Raw genomic sequence first — 22,123 nt, forward strand, 5'->3', positions numbered from 1 at the left:
GGCCTGTCATTCTACGCGCTGCGCGGATGCGATCCGTCCATGTGCATTCTAGATCATGCCTTGTGCCTTGTTCTACGGGAAATCCCCAGCCGGCCGGGCGCTGGCGGGCACAAATACCTCCAATGAGGGATGCCGATTGAGCCTGTCTCTCGCGTCGATTGAAACTATCATCGGCAACAGAAGCCGGGGCGCGGCACAATGCGACCGTGACCGACGCGAACGCCTTGTGGCGTGCGGCCCGCGGCGGATGGCCCCGGGGGCTTGAAATCCGGCAAGCTGGTAACATATCGGCGTCAATGGCGGCGCGTGTCGCCACGCATTGCCGGCCGGCGGCCCTGCACGATCTCGTGTAAGGTAACGGTTCAGCCCCACGGCAGTTGCCCGCCTTCAACATAAACTGAGCAAAACCTGAGGTTCCCCGCCATGAGCGACCAAATCAAGTATGTGAGCGACGCATCGTTCGACACCGACGTCCTCAAGTCCGACAAGCCCGTACTGCTGGACTTCTGGGCTGAGTGGTGCGGCCCTTGCAAGATGATTGCCCCGATCCTGGACGAAGTCGCGAAGGACTACGGCGACCGCGTGCAGATCGCCAAGATCAACGTGGACGAAAACCAGCAGGTGCCGGCCAAGTTCGGCATTCGCGGCATCCCGACGCTGATCCTGTTCAAGAACGGTGAAGTCGTGGCCCAGAAGGTTGGCGCGCTGTCGAAGTCGCAGCTGACCTCGTTCCTGGACGCACAGGTCTAAGCCGCCGACCTCCGGCCGGGGGCCTCGAGCCCCGGCCTGGCATGATCCGGCCTCGCGGGCGCCAGTTCTGGCGCGCCGGCCGGATTGTGCTAAGATGCGACCCAACAACTTCCCCGAGCGTTCGCTCATTCCTTCCCCCTCCTTAGGTCTTGCCCGTCCGGGCCCTTCTGTACCCCTTGTCTATGCACCTGACAGAACTCAAATCGCTTCACGTGTCTGCGCTTCTCGAAATGGCGGCTACGCTCGAGATCGACAACGCACAACGGATGCGCAAACAGGAACTGATGTTTGCGATCCTGAAGAAGCGCGCCAAGATGGGCGAAACCATCTACGGAGACGGCACGCTGGAAGTTCTGCCCGATGGCTTCGGTTTCCTGCGCTCGCCGGAAACGTCGTACCTGGCCAGCACGGATGACATCTATATCAGCCCGTCGCAGATCCGCCGCTTCAACCTCCACACCGGTGACTCGATCGAAGGCGAAGTGCGTACGCCGAAGGACGGCGAGCGGTACTTTGCACTGGTCAAGGTCGACAAGGTCAACGGGCAGCCGCCCGAAGCGGTGAAGAACCGCATCATGTTCGAGAACCTGACGCCGCTGCATCCGAACCGGCCGCTCACGCTCGAACGCGACATCCGCGCCGAAGAGAACATCACCGGCCGCATCATCGACATGATCGCCCCGATCGGCCGCGGCCAGCGTGCGCTGCTGGTGGCGTCGCCGAAGTCCGGCAAGACCGTGATGCTGCAGCACATCGCCCACGCGATTGCCAACAACCATCCGGAAGCCGACCTGTTCGTGCTGCTGATCGACGAGCGCCCGGAAGAAGTGACCGAAATGCAGCGATCGGTGCGCGGCGAGGTGGTGGCGTCGACGTTCGACGAACCGGCCATTCGTCACGTGCAGGTGGCCGAAATGGTCATCGAGAAGGCCAAGCGCCTGGTGGAACTGAAACGCGACGTGGTGATCCTGCTGGACTCGATCACGCGCCTGGCCCGCGCCTACAACACGGTGGTGCCGGCCTCGGGCAAGGTGCTGACCGGCGGTGTGGACGCCAACGCGCTGCAGCGTCCGAAGCGTTTCTTCGGTGCCGCGCGTAACCTGGAAGAAGGTGGTTCGCTGACCATCATCGCCACGGCGCTGATCGAAACCGGCAGCCGCATGGACGACGTGATCTACGAAGAGTTCAAGGGTACCGGCAACATGGAAGTGCACCTGGAACGCCGTCTGGCGGAAAAGCGTGTCTACCCGGCCATCAACCTGAACAAGTCGGGCACGCGCCGCGAGGAACTGCTGATCAAGCCGGAAATCCTCCAGAAGATCTGGATCCTGCGCAAGTTCATCTCGGACATGGACGAAGTCCAGGCGATGGAATTCATCCTGGACAAGATGAAGCCGACGAAGAACAACGCAGAGTTCTTCGACATGATGCGTCGCGGCGGCTGACATCGGCCAGTTGCCTCCGGCATGAAAAGGCGTACCCTTCGGGTGCGCCTTTTTTCTTTTCCGATTCCGCTCCGACCCCGCATTCACGCCCTCGACATGTTCGGCAAACTGTCCAGCTACCTGCGCGCCCGCTCGCGCGAACGCAAGCTCGCGCACTACGCCATCCCGGACGACCTGTGGACCCGCACCGTCGCCGCCCTGCCGTTCGTCCAACGCTATGGCGCCGACGACCTGGCCGCCCTGCGCGAACTGGCCACGCTGTTCATCGCCAGCAAGGAATATTCGACCGCCCACGAACTGGAACTGACCGACGAGATGGTGGTGGGCGTGGCCGTGCAGGCCTGCGTGCCGATTCTGAAGCTTGGCATCGAGTGGTATCGCGGCTGGCACGGCATCGTGCTGTATCCCGGCGAGTTCCTGATCCGCAAGACCGTGGAAGACGATATCGGCCTGGTGCATGGCGTGGAAGAGGAAGCCAGCGGCGAAGCCTGGGAGCACGGCCCGGTGATCCTGTCCTGGCAGGACGTGAACATGCCCGGATCGGGTATCGACCATGGATCGGACTCATATAACGTGGTCATCCACGAATTCGCCCACAAGCTCGATATGCTCGACGGCGAACCCGATGGCGTGCCGCCGTTTTCTCGCGTGCTGCATCCCGGCATCGATGCGGAACAGTGGGCCGAGTCCCTGCTCACGCAGTACGATGCATTCGCCGACGCCTGCGAGGCGGTGTCCGATGCCAGTTGGGAGCATCCGGAACGCCTGCCGCCGCGACTGCGCGTCATCGACCCGTATGGTTGCGAAGCGCCGAGCGAGTTTTTTGCCGTGGCGTCCGAGTCATTTTTCGTCGATCCGAAGGGCCTGCGCGAGCACTGGCCGACGCTCTACGCGGTGCTTGGCCAGTTCTATCGGCAGGACCCTGCAGCGAGTGATATATAGATCACCAACAAACGCGACGGCAAACCGTAAATCGAGGCGCGAATATTGCCCCGGCTCTTGTTTTTCTGCCATAATCCCGGTTTGCCCGTTATCGGCAAGTGGTTCGCTCGTCGCAAGCAGGCTGCGGCACCACGGAGCGGACTGGCTACCCAACCTGAAAGGAAGCACCATGAAAGAAGGCATTCACCCGAATTATCGCGAAGTCCTGTTCCACGACGTGTCGAACGACTTCAAGTTCGTGACCCGCTCGACGATCCAGACCAAGGACACGATCGAACACGAAGGCAAGACCTACCCGCTGGCCAAGATCGAAGTGTCGTCGGAGTCGCATCCGTTCTACACCGGCCAACAGAAGATCATGGACACGGCCGGCCGCGTCGAGAAGTTCCGCCAGAAGTTCGGCAGCAAGCTGGCCGCCAAGAAGTAATTGGCCGACGCTACCAAGCGACTGCGGCGCGCAACAGGACAGATGCTCCTGGCACGCGCAACCTGACAAAGAGGCAGCATCGGCTGCCTCTTTGCATTTGTGGCCCACAATAGCGTTTCGCGCACGTTCATCCAGGGCTACCCCGATTTTCCGCCGATGTCCCAAGCCACCAAGACCTCTCCCGTCCACCTGACCGCCGCCGCCACCGGCGCGCTGCCGCGCTATCTGCTGCTGGCGATCTGCATCATCTACGGACTGACCGGCCTGTTCGGCCGCGATCCATGGAAGAACGAGGACGCCGCGGGATTCGGCGTGATGTGGCAGCTAGGCTCGGGCAACCTGCAGGACTGGCTGATGCCCAATATCGTGGGCCGCCCGTTCAGCGAGGACGGCCCGCTGGTGTACTGGGTTGGCGGCCTGATGATCCGCCTGTTTGGCGGCTGGCTCGGCGCCCCGGACGCGTCCCGCCTGGCGACGGCGTTGTTCTACTTCGCCACCTGCGCCTTTATCTGGTATTCGACCTACCTGCTGGGTCGCCGCGACGAAGTCCAGCCATTTGCCTTTGCCTTTGGCGGCCAGCCCGACGCACGCTCCTACGGTCGCGCGCTGGCTGACGGTGCGCTGCTGATTTTCCTGGCCTGCGTGGGCCTGGCCGTGCGCGGCCACGAAACCACCGCGCAGGTTGGCCAGGTCTGCTTTATCGCCTTCATGCTGTACGGCATGGTGCGCAGCCTGGACAAGCCGGTTCAGGGCAGCCTCTGGTTCGGCGTGGGCCTGGCTGCGCTGTGCATGGCCAGCGGCCCGATTCTGGCCGCGGCGCTGCTGGCGGCGGCGCTGATCGCCGGGGCCATCTCGACGCCGGTGCCGTCGAAGCGATTGCTGGCCATCGGCGTGCCCGTCGCACTGGCGCTGGTTGCCGCCTGGATGGTCGTGGTCTACCTGGGCGCGACCGTCACCGAAGACGGCGTGACCTATATCCGGGAGTGGGCGCGCTACGATCGTCGCACTTACGGCCTGCCGACGCTGCCCACCGCCGGATTTATCGCGCGCAACTTCCTGCTGTTCGCCTGGCCGGTCTGGCCGATCGCGGCCTTCGCGTGGCTGTCGTGGCGCGGCATGCGACGTGCGCCGCATGTGGCGCTGCCACTGGCCATCCTCGGCATGCTGTTCCTGCTGCTGGTGCTGCAACGCAGCCCAGGCGACGTGCAGTTCATCCTGCTGCTGCCGCCGATGGCCATCCTGGCTGCATTCGCGCTGCCCACGCTGCCGCGCGCGGCGATCAACGCGGTGGACTGGTTCGCCCTGCTCTTCTTCACGATTTTCGGCGGCACGGTGTGGTTCATGTGGATCGCCAAGACCACCGGCTGGCCGCCAAAGGTGGCCAACAACGTGTTCCGGCAGATTCCTGGCTTCGAGCACACGTTTACGATCAGCGCCGTTGTCATCGCGCTGGCCGCCACGGTCGCGTGGGTGCTGGTCGTGCGCTGGCGGCTGTCGCGCGCGCCCAAGCAGATCTGGCGCCCGGTGGTGATCTCGGCCGCCGGCACCACCCTGATGTGGGTCATGGCCATGACGCTGTGGCTGCCGTCGATCAACTACGGCAAGACCTACCGCGACGTGGCAAAAGCCGCCGCGATGGCGCTGCCGCCCACTTACGAATGCGTGCAGCCGATTCGCATGGGCGATGCGCAGCTCGCGTCGTTTGCGTACTTCGGCAATATCCGCTTCGGCGGCCCCGGGGACGGCTGCGACGTGCTGCTGCGCCACGATGCCGTGGACTATGGCGCGCCAAGCAATGTCTCGCACTTCGAATGGCGCCTGATCTGGGAAGGCCGGCGCCCGGCTGACCGTGATGAGCGGTTCCGCCTGTATCGACTGGTCGATACGTCGCAGGCCAAGCCCGTGCAGGCCCCGGCGCGACGCCGTCTGCCACGGCAATAGTCCCTTCCAACACGCGGGCGGCCGGCCGCCCGCGAACGCCGACCCGGCCCCGCGCCGGGTGCGCCCCCAACACACCTTCCACGATGAGCAGCGCGCTGCAGGATCTTCGTCGCATCGTTCACCTTGCCGCCCCGGTACTGGTCGGGCAACTGGCCGTAATCGCCTTCGGCGTCACGGACACCATCATGGCTGGCCGGGCCTCTGCCGCCGATCTGGCAGCGGTCGGGCTGGGCGGCTCGATCTACGTCACCGTCTATATCAGCCTGATGGGTGTGCTCCAGGCGCTTGCGCCGATCGCCGGCCAACTGTACGGCGCCGGGCGCACCGCCGAGATTGGCGTCGAAGTCCGGCAGGCCGCGTGGCTGGGCCTGGCGCTGGCCATTCCCGGGATGCTGCTGTTGCTGTTCCCCGGTCCACTGCTGACTTTCGCCCAGGCGCCGCCTGAGCTGGTGGACAAGGCGTCGCGCTACCTGCATATCGTGGCGTTCGGCCTGCCCGCGGGGCTGGCGTTCCGCATTTACATGGCGCTGAACAATGCGCTGTCGCGGCCGATCATGGTCACCGTGCTGCAGATCGCCGGCCTGATGCTCAAGGTGCCGCTCAATGCCTGGTTCATCCACGGCGGTTTTGGCGTTCCGGCGATGGGCGGCCCTGGGTGCGCGCTGGCGTCCACGCTGATCACCTGGACGTGGTGCCTGTCAGGGCTGGCCATCCTGCGGCTCGGGGCGGCCTACCAGCCGCTGGCGATCTTTGCGCGCTGGGAATGGCCCCGTTGGGATCGCATCCGCCCGCTGCTGCGGCTCGGCGTGCCGATGGGATTGACCTACCTGATCGAGATTACCTCGTTCACGCTAATGTCGATCTTTATTACGCGGCTCGGCACCGAAACGCTGGCCGGTCATCAGATCATCGCCAACCTGAGCGCGGTGGCGTACATGATGCCGCTGTCGCTGTCGATTGCCACGTCCACGCTGGTGGCGCAGGCCATTGGCGCCCGCGACATGCGCGGCGCACGACGCATCGGCTGGCGCGGCATCCGTTTTGGCGCCAGCCTGGCACTGGCCACGGGCGCGTTGCTGTGGCTATTTCGCGAGCCGCTGCTCCATGCCTACGCCAAGGACCCGGCCGTAGTCGCCAAGGCCCTGCCGCTGATGCTCTTCGTGGCTTTCTACCAGGCTTTCGACGCCATCCAGGTGATGAGTGCGTTCATCCTCCGCGCATACAAGATCGCATTGATTCCAACGCTGATCTACGCGGGCTCGCTATGGGGTGTGGGGCTCGGTGGCGGCTACGTGCTGGGTTTCGGCCTGATCGACGCCATGCCGGCCTTCACCCGCGGCGCAGCCGGATTCTGGATGGCCAACAGCATCAGCCTGGCCATCGCCGGAACGCTTCTGGTGCGGTACTTCAGGCAGGTGAGCCGGGTAAAGGCGGCGGATTCGCACGCGGAGCCGGTCAAGGCGCTGTGATCGTCCTGCCTCTCCGGATCTGACTACCAGGAAGGCCTGCCCTGTGCAGGCTTTCTTTTTGGCTGCGTGAAGCTCGTGGAGACGAAAAGAAAAGCCTGCTTGCGCAGGCTTTTTTAACATTGACGGAGCGGACGGAGCTCGCCTACATCCCGCAGGCCGCGGATTCGCTTGTAAGCGAATCCCTTCTCGCCCCGCCGGGAGCTGCGCAGGCAGCTCCCTCCGCTCCTCATGGACGAAAAAAAAAGCCTGCTTGCGCAGGCTTTTTTAAAATTGGCGGAGCGGACGGGGCTCGCCTACATCCCGCAGGCCGCGGATTCGCTTGCAAGCGAATCCCTTCTCGCCCCGCCGAGAGCTGCGCAGGCAGCTCCCTCCGCTCCTCATGGACGAAAAAAAAGCCTGCTTGCGCAGGCTTTTTTAAAATTGGCGGAGCGGACGGGGCTCGAACCCGCGACCCCCGGCGTGACAGGCCGGTATTCTAACCAACTGAACTACCGCTCCGTTTTCTGCTGTTACCCGGGAATCCCGGCTAACCGCTAGGCGTTTGATTACGCCCGGCTGTTTGGCGTCCCCTAGGGGATTCGAACCCCTGTACTCACCGTGAAAGGGTGATGTCCTAGGCCTCTAGACGAAGGGGACAGAAATCTGTTGCAAGCAACGTCTTCCGTCGTTTGCTGCGAAGTCCGGCATTCTACCAGAATTTTCGCAACTTGAAGCAACTTTTTACTGCATCAGTGGCTTCGAATTCTTGGTGGAGCTAAGCGGGATCGAACCGCTGACCTCTTGCATGCCATGCAAGCGCTCTCCCAGCTGAGCTATAGCCCCGAATACTTCCGGTACTGCTTATAATCGCAGCGACTTGCGAGACCGCGATTATATTTTGATTTTTCGAAGCTGACAACATTCGCTTCGGGTAAATCGAAAAGTGATTATCAGATAATCACCTCTCACCCAAATAAAAACCCGCTTGGTTTCACCCAAGCGGGCTCAGTCTGGCGGAGCGGACGGGGCTCGAACCCGCGACCCCCGGCGTGACAGGCCGGTATTCTAACCAACTGAACTACCGCTCCGTTTTTTGCGGTTGCCACCCGAAGCTTCGCTCCGGACAGCCAACTGGACGCATGGTTACGTCCAACATCTGGCGTCCCCTAGGGGATTCGAACCCCTGTACTCACCGTGAAAGGGTGATGTCCTAGGCCTCTAGACGAAGGGGACAGAAACTTTGGTGGAGCTAAGCGGGATCGAACCGCTGACCTCTTGCATGCCATGCAAGCGCTCTCCCAGCTGAGCTATAGCCCCATAGTTACTGCCATTTACTACTGCTTGCCGCCAGATTTACTGCTTTCCGGCGAAGCGGCGATTATAAATCAATCACCATCTTTTGCAAGTCCCTTTTTCCGGCTTTTCAACCGGGCTGCTTGACTTGCGTCGTGCAGCAGGGAGAACGAGATTATGCTGAAGTCTCGGCCTGAGCGCAAGCCCCGCCGAGACATTTCTGCACATTTTTATGCGGCGCCCAGGCGACGCAGCACCGTATCGCGACCGAACAGCTCCAGCACGGCGTCGATGCTCGGCGTTTGCAGCTGCCCTGCCACCAGCAGGCGCACCGGCATGGCCAACTTGGGCATCTTCAGCCCGAACTCGGCCAGCACGGCCTTGAACGTGGCGTTGATGGCTTCGCGCTTCCACTCGGGCAATGCGCCCAGCTGCGTGGCCAGCGCCTGCAGCGCCGGCCGGATCTCGTCGGTCAGGTGCTCCGCCTTCAGCGCCGCGTCGGCCTGCGGCTCACCGCGATAGAACAGCATCGCGGTCTGCGCCACTTCCTTCAGCGTGTTTGCACGGTCCTTGACCAGCGCGACCACGCCAACCAGGTCCACGCCTTCCACCGTACCGCCCAGCGCCTCGATGAACGGACGCGTCAGGTCGGCCAGCCGCGCATTGTCGCCAGTCTTGATGTAGTGGTTGTTCAGCCAGGCCAGCTTTTCCGGGTTGTACTGCGCCGGCGACTTGCCCAGGTGATCCAGGTCGAACCATTCCACGAACTGTTCGCGCGTGAAGATCTCGGCGTCGCCGTGCGACCAGCCCAGCCGCGCCAGGTAGTTCAGCACGGCCTCGGGCAGGTAGCCCTCGTCGCGGTAGCCGGTGACGGGCATCGCGCCGTGACGCTTGCTCATCTTCTCGCCCTGCTCGTTCAGCACGGTCGGCAGGTGGGCGTACACCGGCTCTTGACCACCCAGCGCGCGGATGATGTTGATCTGGCGCGGCGTGTTGTTGACGTGGTCGTCGCCACGGATCACGTGCGTGATCTTCATGTCGAGGTCGTCGATCACCACGCAGAAGTTGTACGTCGGCGTGCCGTCGGGGCGGGCGATCACCAGGTCATCGAGCTCTTCGTTCGAGATCTCGATGCGACCCTTCACGGCGTCGTCCCACACCACGCTGCCGCCTAGCGGATTCTTGAATCGCACCACGGGCTGCACGCCGGCCGGCGGCTCGGGCAGTACCTTGCCCGGCTCCGGGCGCCAGAAACCGTTGTAGCGCGGCTTTTCGCCGGCCGCGCGCTGGGCTTCGCGCAGCGCGTCCAGTTCCTCGGTGCTCATGTAGCAGTGGTAGGCCATGCCGTTGTCCAGCATCTCGCGCACAACCTGGCGATACCGGTCCATGCGCTGCATCTGGTAGAACGGGCCCTCGTCGATATCGAGGTCCAGCCAGGCCATGCTTTCCAGGATCACATCCACCGCTTCCTCGGAAGACCGCTCGACGTCGGTATCCTCGATGCGCAGGATGAAGTCGCCCTTCATGCGGCGGGCAAATGCCCACGGATAGAGCGCGGAGCGGATGTTGCCTAGGTGGATGAAGCCGGTCGGGCTCGGCGCGAAGCGGGTGCGGACGCGTTGTGTCATGGTCGGGGAGAAACAAAAAAGCCCACGCACGGATGCGCGCAGGCCGGATTTCGCTGAACTTCTGAACGCTGCATTATACGCCCTGCCCGATTCCGGACTGGCTGCGGAATCATTTATGCTTGCCACCGGTCTGAATCCAGGCCGCGCACATCCGGTGACGCGATGCGCGCCTGCCGATGCCCGGCACATCACTTCCGCATTAGTTTCCACCTCGATGCAACGACGACATTTCCTTGGCGCCGCGGCGGCCATGCTGCTGGCAGGCTGCGCGTTCGGCCCGAAGCCGACCACCCCGGCCTCCACCCCAACTACGCCCACTACGCCCACCACGGCCGCCGTGCCGCCCGTCGCCACGCCGCCGCGGCCCATCCGGATAGGCCTGGCCCTGGGTGGCGGCGCCGCACGCGGCTTCGCCCACATCGGCGTCATCAAGGCGCTGGAAGCCCAGGGCATTCATGCCGATATCGTCACGGGCACCAGCGCGGGTTCGGTGGTGGCGGCGCTCTATGCCACCGGCATGGACGGCTTTCAGCTCAACAAGCTGGCGCTGACGATGGACGAAGCGGCCATCGCCGACTGGGCCCTGCCCTTCGGCACAAGGTTTGGCGGCTGGCTCAAGGGCGAGGCGCTGCAGAACTATGTCAACCGACTGGTCAAGAACCGGCCCATCGAGGCCATGAAGCTGCCGCTGGGCATCGTTGCCACCGACCTGAAGACCGGCGAGCGCATCGTATTCCGGCGCGGCAATACGGGCCAGGCCGTACGTGCGTCCAGCAGCGTGCCGGGTGTGTTCCAGCCGGTGTCGATCGCCGGCCACGATTACGTCGATGGCGGCCTGGTCGAACCCGTGCCGGTGGACGCGGCGCGCGAGATGGGTGCCGACTTCGTGATCGCCGTGAATATCTCCGCCGATCCGTCCAGCCAGAAGAACAACGGCCAGAGCGGCGTGCTGCTGCAGACCACCGCGATCATGGGCCAGTCGATCAACCGCATGGCGCTGTCGCGGGCCGACATCGTCATCCGCCCCGACCTGCCCGACATGGGCGGCAGCGACTTTGCCTCGCGCAACCGGGCCATCCTGGCCGGCGAGCAGGCCACGTCGGCGGTGATCGGCGCGCTGCGTGAGAAGCTGGCGGCGGCGCGGCTGCGTCCCGCGCAGGCGGGCACGATTGCAATCCAATAGGACGGCGGCAGGACGGTTGCCGTCCGTCGGTTGTCACATGTCCTGTCACATGGATCGCCGCGCCTGACAGAAATCGTCACCGACGATGACAGAGGATGTCACCCTTTGGTGGGGTATTTGTCTTAAGACATGGCGGTAACAGGCAACAAAAAAGGACTGCCGAGGCAGTCCTTATGGCTTGCGCGTACGATGCGTCAGCCACCGAACATCGTACGGCCCTGGGCATTGGGGTCGAAACGCTTGAGCGTCTCGATCATGCTGCCCGTGTTTTCGACCGAACCACGGGCCGAATCGTCGATGCGGCGGGCGCCGTTGTAGCGCGTGACCCAGTATGACGCACGCATGTCGTCAACGCGGATCTTGCTGCCGGTGGACGGCGCGTGCACGAACTTGTTGTCGCCGATGTAGATGCCAACGTGCGAGAACGTGTGGCGCATCGTATTGAAGAACACGAGATCGCCCGGACGCAGCTCGTTGACCGCCACGGTGGTGCCCACCTGGCTCATTTCGACGGAACGGCGCGGCAGCATGAAGCCGAAGGTGTCGTTGAACACGTAGCGGACAAAGCCGCTGCAGTCCAGACCCGATTCGGGGCTGTTACCGCCGAAGCGATAACGCACGCCAATCAGGCCCAACGCGTTCATGACCAGGTCGCCAGCCTTGCTGGCGACGTTGCTGGTGGAGTTCATCACCGACGACAGCAAGCCACGCTTGCCTTCCGGATGCGCATCCGCGTCAACGCGGGCTTCGATCCGGGCGTCGGGGTCCTTGAACACCGTATCCGCCAGCACTCCATTCGACACAGTCGCACCGCAGGCAATGGCAATTCCGATAGCGGCGCGCGCAAGGGAATGAAGTACCGTTTGCATTGGTTCTCCTGATGATCGGATAAATCTGACCGGCAAATCAGACAAAGCCGGACAGCGTGAAAACATCAGGGCGGAACGTACGCAAGAAGTACGCCAGCGCGACTGCACCTGCCGCGTGCAACATCGACCTTCCCCAAGGCCTGCATGCGGCGGACGAACCACCCCCGACAAAACTTATCGCGGGATAGTAAAGTACGCACCCTTGACGTGTCAAAGATGGTTACAACTTTCCCGCAAAGCGCCGCCAAATCAAGGAATTAGCGCGAAAAACGTATTCTGTTTCTCGGAATCGCTATAAGGATTCCGTGTTACTTCGGCGTGACAAGGCGTGCTGCGATGCACATCATTCAGGCCGCACCCAACTGCGCCGCGGCCATCAGCTTTCTTGTATACGGATGCTGCGGCGCGCCGAGTACGGTTTCCGTCTCGCCTGATTCCACCACTTCACCGTTTTTCATGACGATGACTCGGTGCGCCATCGCACGAATCACGGCCAGATCGTGGCTGATGAACAGATAGCTGAGGTTGTACTTATGTTGCAGCTGTGACAGCAGCGCCAGCACCTGCTGCTGGATCGACACATCAAGTGCAGAAGTCGGCTCATCCAGCACGAGCACCTGCGGCTTCAGGATCAGCACGCGCGCGATGGCAATGCGCTGGCGCTGCCCTCCAGAGAATTCGTGCGGATAGCGGCCCAGCGCCGTGCGGTCCAGGCCCACCTCGCGCAGAGCCTCAATCACACGCTCGCGCATGGCTTCCTTCGTCAGGCCGGGCTGATGCAGCGCCAGCCCCTCGCCCACGATCTGTTCGATCGTCATGCGCGGAGACAACGAGCCGAACGGGTCCTGGAACACCACCTGCATGCGCTTGCGCAGCGCGCTGCGTTCTTTCTGCGAGCATGCGTCGAAACTGCGCCCCAGGAACTGGATCGCTCCACTGCTCTTGCGCTGGAGCGCCAGCACGGCGTGCGCCAGCGTGGTCTTGCCCGACCCCGATTCGCCCACGATGCCCACGGTTTCGCCCTCGCGCAGTTGCAGCGTGACGTCCTTGACCGCCGCAAATGCCTCCTTGCCGAACCAGCCGGCAATACCGGCCCGCTTCTTGTGATAGTTCACACACAGCGCGTCGGTCTCCAGCAGCACCGGCGCCAGCGGCACCAGCGGCAGCACCTCGCGCCGGGGCCGGCTGTCGATCAGCTTGCGGGTGTATGGATGATGCGGGTTGGCAAAGACCTCGGCGGTCTCGCCTGTTTCGACCAGCACGCCCTTTTCCATCACGCCGACCCGCTGCGCGAACGCGCGCACCATGTTCAGGTCGTGCGTGATCAGCATCACCGCCATGCCGAATTCGGCCTGCAGGCTGCGCAGCAGGTCCAGGATCTGGGCGCGGATCGTGACGTCGAGCGCCGTGGTCGGCTCGTCGGCCAGCAGCAGCTTGGGGCGACAGGCCAGCGCCATGGCGATCATCGCGCGCTGGCGCTGCCCGCCGGACAACTGGTGCGGAAAGCTGTTGAAGCGGTTGGCCGCGTCACTGATGCCGGTGCGCTCCAGCAGCGCGATGGCGCGGTCGCGTGCCGCGCGGCGGTCCAGGCCCTCATGCAGCGCCAGCGTCTCCACGATCTGGTTGCCGATCGTATAGAGCGGGTTCAGTGCGGTCATCGGCTCCTGGAAGATCATCGCGATCTCGGACCCGCGGATGCCGCGCATCTCGCGATCGGATACCTGCAGCAGGTCCTTGCCCTCGAAGCGGATGGCGCCCTGGTAGCGCGCATCTTCCACCAGCCGCAGCATGGCCAGCGCCGTCACGGTCTTGCCGGAGCCGGACTCGCCTACCAGCGCATAGCGTTCGCCTGCACGCAGGTCGAAGCTGACATCGCGCACCGCGCGCGTGGCGTGTTCGCCTTCGCCGAAGGTGACGGACAGATGATCCACGCACATCAGCTTGGTGCCGGGCTCCGGGATGTCCACGGGGTCCGGAAACACCGGATTCACCGCCATGGCGGGATTCGCGGAGTTCATGACGTAGCCTCCGCCGCCGCGCCGCCGGGCGGCATCTTCGGCTCCACCCTGCCGCGCAAGTGGGCCAGGCCCAGCCGCGTGTCGAATGCATCACGCAGGGCATCGCCCATGAACGTGAGCAGCAGCAACGTCACCACCAGCACCGCAAACGTCGACAGCGAAATCCACCAGGCGTCCAGGTTGGCCTTGCCCTGCGCCAGCAGTTCGCCCAGGCTCGGGGTGGTCGGCGGCACGCCCAGGCCCAGGAAGTCGAGGCTGGTCAGCGCCAGGATGGCCGCGCTCATGCGGAATGGCAGGAACGTGATCACCGGCGTCAGGCTGTTCGGCAGGATATGGCGCCACATGATCTGCACGTTCGACAGGCCCAGCGCCCGGGCGGCCTTGACGTAGTCGAGCGACCGGTTGCGGTAGAACTCGGCGCGCACGTAGTCGGACAGGCCCATCCAGCCGAACAGCGACAGCAGGATGATCAGCAGCGCCAGGCTCGGCTCGAAGATCGACGCGAAAATGATCAGCAGGTAAAGCTCGGGCATCGAGCTCCAGATCTCGATGGCACGCTGCGAAAACAGGTCGAAGCGGCCGCCGAAGAACCCCATCAGCGCCCCGGTGAGCGTACCGATCAGCACGCCAATCACCGTCAGGGCCATGCCGAACAGCACCGACACCCGGAAACCGTAGAGCAGACGCGCCAGCACGTCGCGGCCGCGGTCGTCGGTACCCAGCCAGTTGTCGGCAGACGGCGGTGCCGGGTTCGGCTCCTTGGCGAAATAGTTGATCGAATCGTAGGAATAACGATTCGGCGGATAAATGGCGAAGTTACCATTCGACGTGATCCGGTCCCGGATGAACGGGTCCAGGTAGTCGGCCCGCGTCGGGAAATCGCCGTCGAACGTGGTTTCGGGATACGTCTTGACGATCGGGAAGTAGTACTCGCCCTTGTAGCGCACCAGCAGCGGCCGGTCGCTCGACAGCAGTTCGGCGCCCATGCTGACGACAAAGACGATCACGAACAGCACCAGGCTCCAGTAGCCCAGCCGGTTGCGGCGAAAACGCTGCCAGGCGCGCTGGCGCGGCGACAGCGAATGCGGCAGGCCGTTCTTGGCGGCAGCTTTCATCGGTGCATCCCCTCGAAATGTATGCGCGGATCCACCATGACGTAGCAGACATCGGAGATCAGGCGCGTCACCAGCCCGATCAGCGTGAACAGGTACAGCGTGCCCAGCACCACCGGATAATCGCGGCGCAGCACGGCCTCATAGGACAGCAGCCCCAGCCCGTCGAGCGAGAACAGCGTCTCGATCAGCAGCGAACCCGTGAAGAACGCGCCGATGAAGGCGGCCGGGAAACCCGTGACCAGCGGGATCAGGGCGTTGCGGAATACGTGCTTCCACAGCACGCGGCGCTCCGACAAACCCTTGGCGCGGGCCGTCAGCACGTACTGCTTGCGGATTTCTTCGAGGAAGGCGTTCTTGGTCAGCATCGTCACCACGGCGAAACTGCCGACCACGGACGCCGTGATCGGGAGCACCAGGTGCCACAGGTAGTCCATGACCTTGCCCATCAGCGACAGCTGGTCCCAGTCGTCGGAAGTCAGCCCGCGCAGCGGGAACCACTGCACGAAGGTGCCGCCGCCGAACAGCACCAGCAGCAGCACGCCCAGCACAAAACCAGGGATGGCATAGCCCACCAGCACGATCATGCTGCTGATGACGTCGAACCGGCTGCCCGCCCGGATCGCCTTGGAGATGCCGAGCGGCACCGATATGAGATAAGTCAGAAAGAATGTCCAGAGCCCCAGGCTGATCGATACGGGCATCTTCGACTTGACGAGCTCCCAGACACTGCGGTGCTGGAAGTAGCTCTGGCCCAGATCGAACTGGGCAAACCGCTTGAGCATCATGAAATAGCGTTCCAGCGGCGGCTTGTCGAAGCCGTAGAGCGCCTGGATTTCCTTGATCTTGTCGGGGTCCACGCCGCGCCGGCCACGGTATTCCGCCCCGCCGCCGCTGGCTTCGCCTCCGCCGCCACGGCCTTTCATCTCGAGCATCATCTGCTCGACCGGGCCGCCGGGCACGAACTGGATCACGACAAAGGTAAGCGTCACCACCCCGACCAGCGTCGGGATCATCAGCAGGATGCGCTTCAGCAGATAGGCAAGCATTGGCCGTCCGAGTGGGGATGACTGAAGACTGGGTTACTGGGTCTTCGGCGCCAGGTCCTTGCGCCACCAGCTTGAGAGAATCCAGCCCTCCGCCGTGTAGAAGTAAGGCAGGCGGGTCGGATACGCCAGTTCCTTGCGGTACGACACACGATGGAAAGCACTGTACCAGTTCGGCACGATGTAATAGCCGTGCATCAGCACGCGGTCCAGCGCGCGGCCCGCCGTGATCAGTTCGTCGCGGGTTTCGGCGTGCAGCACGGCGTCCACGAGCTTGTCCACCGCCGGCGACTTCAGGCCGAACAGGTTGTCCGATCCGGGCATGCCGGCCGCTTCGGCCGAAAAACGGTCGCGCAGCTCGTTGCCGGGACTCTGCGAGTCCGGGAAGCGGATCGACACCATGTCGAAGTCGAAATCCTCCAGCCGCTTCTGGTACAGGGCAAAGTCGGTGGTGCGCTGGTGCACCTCGATGCCGAGCTTTTCCAGGTTGCGCACGTAGGCCGTGATGACCCGGCTCATGGCGCCCCCGTCATCGAGGAATTCGAACACCATCGGCTCGCCCTTGGCGTTGCGCAGCGCACCATCCTCGTAGGTCCAGCCGGCCTGCGCCAGCAGGCGCCGCGCGTCGCGCAGGTTGTCCCGCAGCGACCGGGGCGCATTGGTGCTGGGCTGCACCACGTCGGGCCCGAACACTTCCGCCGGCAACTGGGCGCGCAAGGGCTCCAGCAGCTTCAGCTCGCCAGCCCCGGGCCGACCGTCGAAGGTGGCGCTGGCGGCCAGTTCGCTGTTGGAGAACCAGCTGTCGAGCCGCTTGTAGGCACCATAGAACAACTGGCGATTCAGCCATTCGAAGTCCAGCGCCAGGATCAGGGCCTGGCGTACGCGCACGTCCTGGAACATCGGCTTGCGCATATTCATGACGAAGCCCTGCATGCCGGCGCCGTTGCGGTGCGGAAATTCGGTCTTGATCAGGCTGCCGTCCCGGAACTTGGTGCCGACATAGCTCTTGGCCCAGTTTTTCGACCGGTATTCGACGATGGCATCGAACTCGCCAGCCTTGAACGCCTCCAGCTTGGCGGTCTCGTCCTTGTACAGCCGGTAGACCACGCGATTGAAGTTGAACGTGCCGCGCCGCACGTTCAGGTTCTTGCCCCAGTAGTTCGGATCTCGCTGGAATACGATGCCGCGGCCGGCGTCGTAGCGTTCGATCTTGTACGGGCCGCTGGTAATCGGATCTTCGAAGGTCAGCTTCTCGAACGGCACCTTGGCCGTCCATTTCTTCGAGAACACGGGCAACTGGCCAACGATCAGCGGCAATTCGGCGTTGCGCTGCTTGAAGTCAAAGCGGATCGAGCGTTCGCCGGTCACCACCACGGCCTTCACGTCGGTACACATGCTGCGGTAGCCCGGACTGGCGGCCTTGCTCATCAGCATGTCGTAGGAATACTTGACGTCGGCGGCCAGCACCGGATCGCCATTGACGAAGCGGGCCTCGCGCCGGATACGGAAGGTGACCGAGAGCTGGTCGGGAGCCACCGTCACGTCGTCCGCCAGCAGGCCATAGGCGCTGGCGGTCTCGTCGGCGCTGCTGATCAGCAGCGTCTCGAACATCAGCGAGGTCAGGCCCGGCGCGGACGTGCCCTTCAGCGTGAACGGATTGAACTTGTCGAAGCTGGTGCGGCGGTCGGGATTGGCCAGCGTCAGCGTGCCGCCCTGCGGCGCATCGGCGTTGACGTAGTCAAACTGGCCAAAATCCGGCGGATACTTGAGATCACCGTGGAGCGCAAAGCCGTGCGCGCAATAGCCCAATGCGGGAAAACCCGAACCCAGCACGGTCAACAGTGCCAGCGCCCATTGCACTACCGCGCGTCGACGGAAGCACTGCCCTGCCGCCAGACGCGGCCAACGTGCATGAATCAGCATCCGGTTGCAGACCTCCACAATGCCCGAGACGGCCCGGCGGCTTGTGGCCGGGCGAAGTTGTGCGACAATTTTACATGCGTTCGGGTGGCGCCCAACCATCCGGACATTCCCTCTACGCGGCGCAACAAACAGCGGGGATTGCCTCCCCGCCACGCACCGGACACGGGCCAGTGCATGAAGCATGCCCGTCCCCCACAAACAATCTGGAGAATTTATGGGATTTCTGGCAGGTAAGCGGATCCTGATCACGGGCTTGCTTTCGAACCGTTCCATCGCCTACGGCATTGCGTCGGCCTGCAAGCGCGAAGGCGCCGAGCTGGCCTTCACCTATGTGGGCGAGCGTTTCAAGGACCGCATCACGGACTTCGCCAAGGAATTCGGCTCCGACATGATCTTCGAATGCGACGTCAGCAGCGATGAACAGATCGCCGCCACGTTCGCCGCTTTGGGGCAGCGTTGGGAAAAATTCGACGGTCTGGTGCATTCGATCGGTTTTGCACCGCGCGAAGCCATCGCCGGCGACTTCCTCGACGGCCTGTCGCGCGAGGGTTTCCGCATTGCGCATGACATCTCGGCCTACAGCTTCCCGGCGCTGGCCAAGGCTGCCCTGCCGCTGCTCAACGACAAGGCGTCGCTGCTGACGCTGACGTACCTGGGCGCCGAACGCGTCGTGCCCAACTACAACACGATGGGCCTGGCCAAGGCATCGCTGGAAGCCAGCGTGCGCTACCTGGCATCGGCCGTGGGCCCCAAGGGCATTCGTGCCAACGGCATCTCCGCTGGCCCGATCAAGACGCTGGCCGCATCCGGCATCAAGGACTTCGGCAAGCTGCTCAAGCATTTCGAGGACGTGGCCCCGATGCGCCGCAACGTGACGATCGAGGAAGTCGGCAACGTGGCCGCCTTCCTGCTGTCGGACCTGTCCAGCGGCGTGACCGGCGAGATCACCTATGTCGACGGCGGCTACAACATCGTCGGCACGGCCGTCGAAGAGTAAGCAGCCAGACCCTGACAGGCGGCACGCCGGTCCGCCGCCTCGAAAAGCGCCCATTGAGGCGCTTTTTGTTTGCCGCCGCGCGGTGTTACGTCCGCGCGATGGCTTCGATCACGGCCACGGCCCGCTCGGCAGCCGGCGACAGCGTCCGCTGCGCGAGCCGGACGATCGCAAACTGCATCGTGATCTCGGGCAACTCCGGGATCTCCAGCGCGACGAGCCGGCCGGCTTCGACCAGTTCCTCGCGCACGGCCCGCGCCGGCGCCAGCAGCAGCGCATCGCCATGCCGCACGAGGTGCGTCAGCGCGCGAAAATCGTTGCTTTCGACCTGGAACGGCAATGCCTCGCCCGGCTTGCAGCGCAGCAGCTTGCGCAGCCGTTCGTGGGTTTCCGGCGGGAAGACCACCGATACCAGCGCCGATGCGCGCAGCGTAGCCAGGCTGACCGGCCCTGCCGCCAGCGGATGCCCGGCCCGGGCATAGACCCCGCCGGGGCCGGCAGGCAGCCGTATCACTTCCAGTTCGGCGGCCGTGGGCACGGTGCTGTGCTCGACCACCACGAAATCCACCTGCTCGGCATGCAAGGCGTCCAGCAACGCGGCGGGATGGCTGACCTCCGTCGTGATCCGCAGCTTCGGCCATTGCCGGTGCAGCTGGCAGAGCAGTTCGGGCAGCAGGATGGCCGCCGGGAACGCGCCCAACCCGATCTGCACGCTGCCGATCTCGTGCTGCCGCACCAGCGCCAGGTCGCGCGCCAGGCAGCCCGACTCGAACAGGATGCGCCGGGCGCGCTCGGTCACCATGCGGCCCACGGTGGTCAGCGTCACGCCACGGGCGCCACGGTCGAACAGCACCGCGCCGGCCTCTTCCTCCAGCGCCTGAATGCTGCGCGTCAGCGCGGGCTGGCTCAGATGCACGCGCCGTGCGGCCGCGGCCAGCGAGCCTTCTTCGGCCACTGCCACCAGATGTTCGAGCCGTTTCAGATTCATATATGCGTCGTCCGCATTGCTGCGATACTAAATTTGCAATTGAATTATAGGTGCCGCGCGCTTTCAATGGATGCCTTGCCCAACCGAGGAGTCGATTTCCCATGCGTCTTGCCCGCACTGCCATGCTGGCCGCAGCCGTTCTGGCCCTGCCCGCCGCACCGGCCGCTTCGGCCACGCCGGCTGTCCCGAACGCCGCCACGCCGCTGACCGAGCAATCGAATGCCGAATGGCTGCGCCGCCTGCCGTTCTCGGATCGCGCCGATTTCGAGGACGCCCGTCGGGGGCTGGTCGCGCGCTTTCCGGAGTCGGCCATCAAGATCGCGGATGGCAAGGTGGCGTGGGATTTCGGCGCCTACGCGTTCGAATCGGCGGCGGACGCGCCCAACACCGTCAATCCCAGCCTGTGGCGGCTGGCGCAACTGAACAACGAAGCGGGCCTGTTCAAGGTCACCGACCGCGTGTACCAGGTGCGCGGCGCGGACATCGCCAATATGAACATCATCGAGGGCGATACCGGTCTGATCGTGATCGATACGCTGCTGACCGCCGAGACCGCCCGCGCCGCGCTGGACCTGTATTACGCGCACCGCCCCCGCAAGCCGGTGGTGGCCGTGATCTACACCCACAGCCACGTCGATCACTTCGGCGGCGTCCGCGGCATCGTCAACGAGGCCGATGTGAAGAGCGGCAAGGTGGATATCCTGGCGCCGAGCGGCTTCATGGACGAAGCGGTCAGCGAGAACGTGCTGGCCGGCAGCGCCATGAGCCGCCGCGCCCAGTACATGTATGGCACGCAGCTGCCGAAAAGCGCCACGGGCCAGGTGGACACCGGCCTGGGCAAGGCCACGGCGCGCGGCACCATGACGCTGCTGGCGCCCACGTCGTCGATCACCCGGCCGATCGAGAGCCGGCGCATCGATGGCGTGGACTTCGAATTCCAGCTGACGCCCGGCACCGAGGCACCGGCGGAGATGAACGTCTACCTGCCGCAGTTCCGCACGCTGTGCATTGCCGAGAACGCCGTGCGCACCCAGCACAACCTGCTGACGCTGCGCGGCGCGCAGGTGCGCGATGCCAAAGGCTGGTCGTACTTCCTGGGTCAGGCGCTGCTGCGCTACGGCGAGCGCACCGACGTCCTGATCGGCCAGCATCACTGGCCCACCTGGGGCCGCGAGCGCATCGTCGAATTGCTATCTGACCAGCGCGACATGTACGCGTACCTGAACGATCAGGCGCTGCGCCTGATGAACCAGGGCTACACGCCGCTGGACATCGCCGATCAGCTAAAAACCCTGCCGCAGCCGCTGGCCAGCAAATGGTATGCGCGCGACTACTACGGTTCGGTCAGCCACAACGTGCGCGCGGTGTACCAGCGATACCTGGGCTTCTATGACGGCAACCCGGCCCACCTGAATCCGCTGCCGCCCGAGCAGGCCGCGAGGAAGACCATCGAATGGATGGGCGGCCCGGACGCCGTGCTGGCCCGCCTGCGCGACGCCTACGCGCGGGGCGAGTACCGCTGGGTCAGCCAGATCGGCAACGAACTGGTATTCGCCGATCCGTCGAATGCCGCCGCCCGCGCGCTGCAGGCCGATGCGCTGGAGCAGCTGGGCTACCAGAGCGAGAACGCTACCTGGCGCAATATCTATCTGACCGGGGCCCAGGAATTGCGCGATGGCGTCGCCAGGCCGTCCACCACGGGTACCAGTTCGTCGGACCTGGTCCGCGCGCTGAGCGTGCCCAACTTCTTCGATTTCCTGGCGGTCCGCCTGAACGCCGACAAGGCGGCCGGCAAGACCCTGACGCTGAACTGGCAGTTCACCGATCTCAAGCAACGCTATGCGATGACGCTGCGCAACAGCGCGCTGACCTACGTGGCAGAGGCCCAGCACGCGCAGCCCACCGCCACGGTCACGCTGACCAAGGCCACGCTGGACCAGATCAGCCTGAAACAGCTGACGCTGCCGCAGGCCATGCAGTCCGGCGCGGTCCGGATAGACGGCAATCCGCAGGCCGTGGCAGGCTTGTTCGGCATGCTCGACACGTTCGACCCGAACTTCAATGTCGTGACACCGCACGGCTTCCAGAAATAAGCCCCCCACAAGAACAATCCCGA

The 22,123-nt window shown here is 64.1% G+C and carries 16 protein-coding genes and 6 tRNA genes; 9 read left to right on the forward strand and 13 right to left on the reverse strand.

What is annotated here, in order from left to right; all coding sequences use genetic code 11:
• The first annotated feature begins 423 nt into the window (after nt 1-423).
• From trxA to BLQ58_RS00865, 6 genes are all read left to right on the forward strand, one after another.
• The gene (trxA, locus tag BLQ58_RS00840) at nt 424-750 is read left to right on the forward strand and encodes a thioredoxin TrxA (protein ID WP_066734371.1); all 327 of its coding nucleotides are present in this window, start codon (nt 424-426) and stop codon (nt 748-750) included.
• A gap of 182 nt (nt 751-932) precedes the next feature.
• Nucleotides 933-2,195 carry a transcription termination factor Rho gene (gene rho, locus BLQ58_RS00845; protein WP_066734373.1) on the forward strand — a complete coding sequence of 421 codons (1,263 nt, stop codon included), beginning with the start codon at nt 933-935 and terminating at the stop codon, nt 2,193-2,195.
• 96 nt (nt 2,196-2,291) lie between these two features.
• The gene (locus BLQ58_RS00850; RefSeq protein ID WP_092594135.1) at nt 2,292-3,137 is read left to right on the forward strand and encodes a M90 family metallopeptidase; all 846 of its coding nucleotides are present in this window, start codon (nt 2,292-2,294) and stop codon (nt 3,135-3,137) included.
• A gap of 169 nt (nt 3,138-3,306) precedes the next feature.
• Nucleotides 3,307-3,564, forward strand: a complete 258-nt coding sequence (locus BLQ58_RS00855; RefSeq protein WP_061959698.1) for a type B 50S ribosomal protein L31 — start codon at nt 3,307-3,309, stop codon at nt 3,562-3,564.
• A gap of 156 nt (nt 3,565-3,720) precedes the next feature.
• A complete protein-coding gene (locus BLQ58_RS00860) occupies nt 3,721-5,505 on the forward strand; it encodes an ArnT family glycosyltransferase (RefSeq protein ID WP_092594528.1) in 1,785 nt (594 codons plus the stop codon).
• An 83-nt stretch (nt 5,506-5,588) separates the two neighbouring features.
• Nucleotides 5,589-6,974, forward strand: a complete 1,386-nt coding sequence (locus tag BLQ58_RS00865) for an MATE family efflux transporter (RefSeq protein WP_092594136.1) — start codon at nt 5,589-5,591, stop codon at nt 6,972-6,974.
• 421 nt (nt 6,975-7,395) lie between these two features.
• Here BLQ58_RS00865 and BLQ58_RS00870 read toward each other — a convergent pair.
• The 7 genes from BLQ58_RS00870 to gltX all read right to left on the reverse strand — a co-directional run bounded on the left by BLQ58_RS00870 (nt 7,396) and on the right by gltX (nt 9,874).
• A tRNA-Asp gene (locus tag BLQ58_RS00870) sits at nt 7,396-7,472 on the reverse strand.
• A gap of 62 nt (nt 7,473-7,534) precedes the next feature.
• A tRNA-Glu gene (locus BLQ58_RS00875) sits at nt 7,535-7,610 on the reverse strand.
• A 110-nt stretch (nt 7,611-7,720) separates the two neighbouring features.
• A tRNA-Ala gene (locus tag BLQ58_RS00880) sits at nt 7,721-7,796 on the reverse strand.
• 168 nt (nt 7,797-7,964) lie between these two features.
• A tRNA-Asp gene (locus BLQ58_RS00885) sits at nt 7,965-8,041 on the reverse strand.
• Between the two features lie 69 nt (nt 8,042-8,110).
• A tRNA-Glu gene (locus BLQ58_RS00890) sits at nt 8,111-8,186 on the reverse strand.
• Between the two features lie 8 nt (nt 8,187-8,194).
• A tRNA-Ala gene (locus tag BLQ58_RS00895) sits at nt 8,195-8,270 on the reverse strand.
• A 206-nt stretch (nt 8,271-8,476) separates the two neighbouring features.
• Complete coding sequence (gltX, locus tag BLQ58_RS00900) at nt 8,477-9,874, reverse strand: glutamate--tRNA ligase (RefSeq protein ID WP_092594137.1); 1,398 nt, start codon at nt 9,872-9,874, stop codon at nt 8,477-8,479.
• 214 nt (nt 9,875-10,088) lie between these two features.
• Here gltX and BLQ58_RS00905 point away from each other — a divergent pair, with 214 nt between their 5' ends.
• Complete coding sequence (locus tag BLQ58_RS00905) at nt 10,089-11,057, forward strand: patatin-like phospholipase family protein (RefSeq protein ID WP_092594138.1); 969 nt, start codon at nt 10,089-10,091, stop codon at nt 11,055-11,057.
• A 194-nt stretch (nt 11,058-11,251) separates the two neighbouring features.
• Here BLQ58_RS00905 and BLQ58_RS00910 read toward each other — a convergent pair whose 3' ends face one another.
• The 5 genes from BLQ58_RS00910 to BLQ58_RS00930 form a co-directional block, all read right to left on the reverse strand.
• Nucleotides 11,252-11,926: a C40 family peptidase gene (locus BLQ58_RS00910; protein WP_066734394.1), complete on the reverse strand. Its 675-nt coding sequence runs from the start codon at nt 11,924-11,926 to the stop codon at nt 11,252-11,254.
• Between the two features lie 347 nt (nt 11,927-12,273).
• A complete protein-coding gene (locus BLQ58_RS00915; protein ID WP_092594530.1) occupies nt 12,274-13,923 on the reverse strand; it encodes an ABC transporter ATP-binding protein in 1,650 nt (549 codons plus the stop codon).
• Between the two features lie 17 nt (nt 13,924-13,940).
• Nucleotides 13,941-15,059: an ABC transporter permease gene (locus BLQ58_RS00920; RefSeq protein WP_092594139.1), complete on the reverse strand. Its 1,119-nt coding sequence runs from the start codon at nt 15,057-15,059 to the stop codon at nt 13,941-13,943.
• Nucleotides 15,056-16,105 carry a microcin C ABC transporter permease YejB gene (locus BLQ58_RS00925; protein WP_092594140.1) on the reverse strand — a complete coding sequence of 350 codons (1,050 nt, stop codon included), beginning with the start codon at nt 16,103-16,105 and terminating at the stop codon, nt 15,056-15,058. The genes BLQ58_RS00920 and BLQ58_RS00925 overlap by 4 nt, the downstream gene beginning before the upstream one ends.
• A 33-nt stretch (nt 16,106-16,138) precedes the next feature.
• Entirely contained in the window at nt 16,139-18,025 is a 1,887-nt protein-coding gene (locus BLQ58_RS00930; protein ID WP_092594141.1) for an extracellular solute-binding protein, read from the reverse strand.
• A 214-nt stretch (nt 18,026-18,239) separates the two neighbouring features.
• Between BLQ58_RS00930 and fabI the strand changes: the two genes are divergently transcribed.
• Entirely contained in the window at nt 18,240-19,022 is a 783-nt protein-coding gene (fabI, locus tag BLQ58_RS00935) for an enoyl-ACP reductase FabI (protein WP_092594142.1), read from the forward strand.
• An 85-nt stretch (nt 19,023-19,107) separates the two neighbouring features.
• On the opposite strand, the gene BLQ58_RS00940 is transcribed toward fabI, so the two are convergent.
• Nucleotides 19,108-20,007, reverse strand: a complete 900-nt coding sequence (locus BLQ58_RS00940) for a LysR family transcriptional regulator (RefSeq protein WP_092594143.1) — start codon at nt 20,005-20,007, stop codon at nt 19,108-19,110.
• 101 nt (nt 20,008-20,108) lie between these two features.
• Here BLQ58_RS00940 and BLQ58_RS00945 point away from each other — a divergent pair, with 101 nt between their 5' ends.
• Entirely contained in the window at nt 20,109-22,100 is a 1,992-nt protein-coding gene (locus BLQ58_RS00945; protein WP_092594144.1) for an alkyl/aryl-sulfatase, read from the forward strand.
• Nucleotides 22,101-22,123 lie beyond the last annotated feature (23 nt).

Source organism: Ralstonia sp. 25mfcol4.1 (assembly GCF_900104095.1).
Classification (GTDB): Bacteria; Pseudomonadota; Gammaproteobacteria; order Burkholderiales; family Burkholderiaceae; genus Cupriavidus.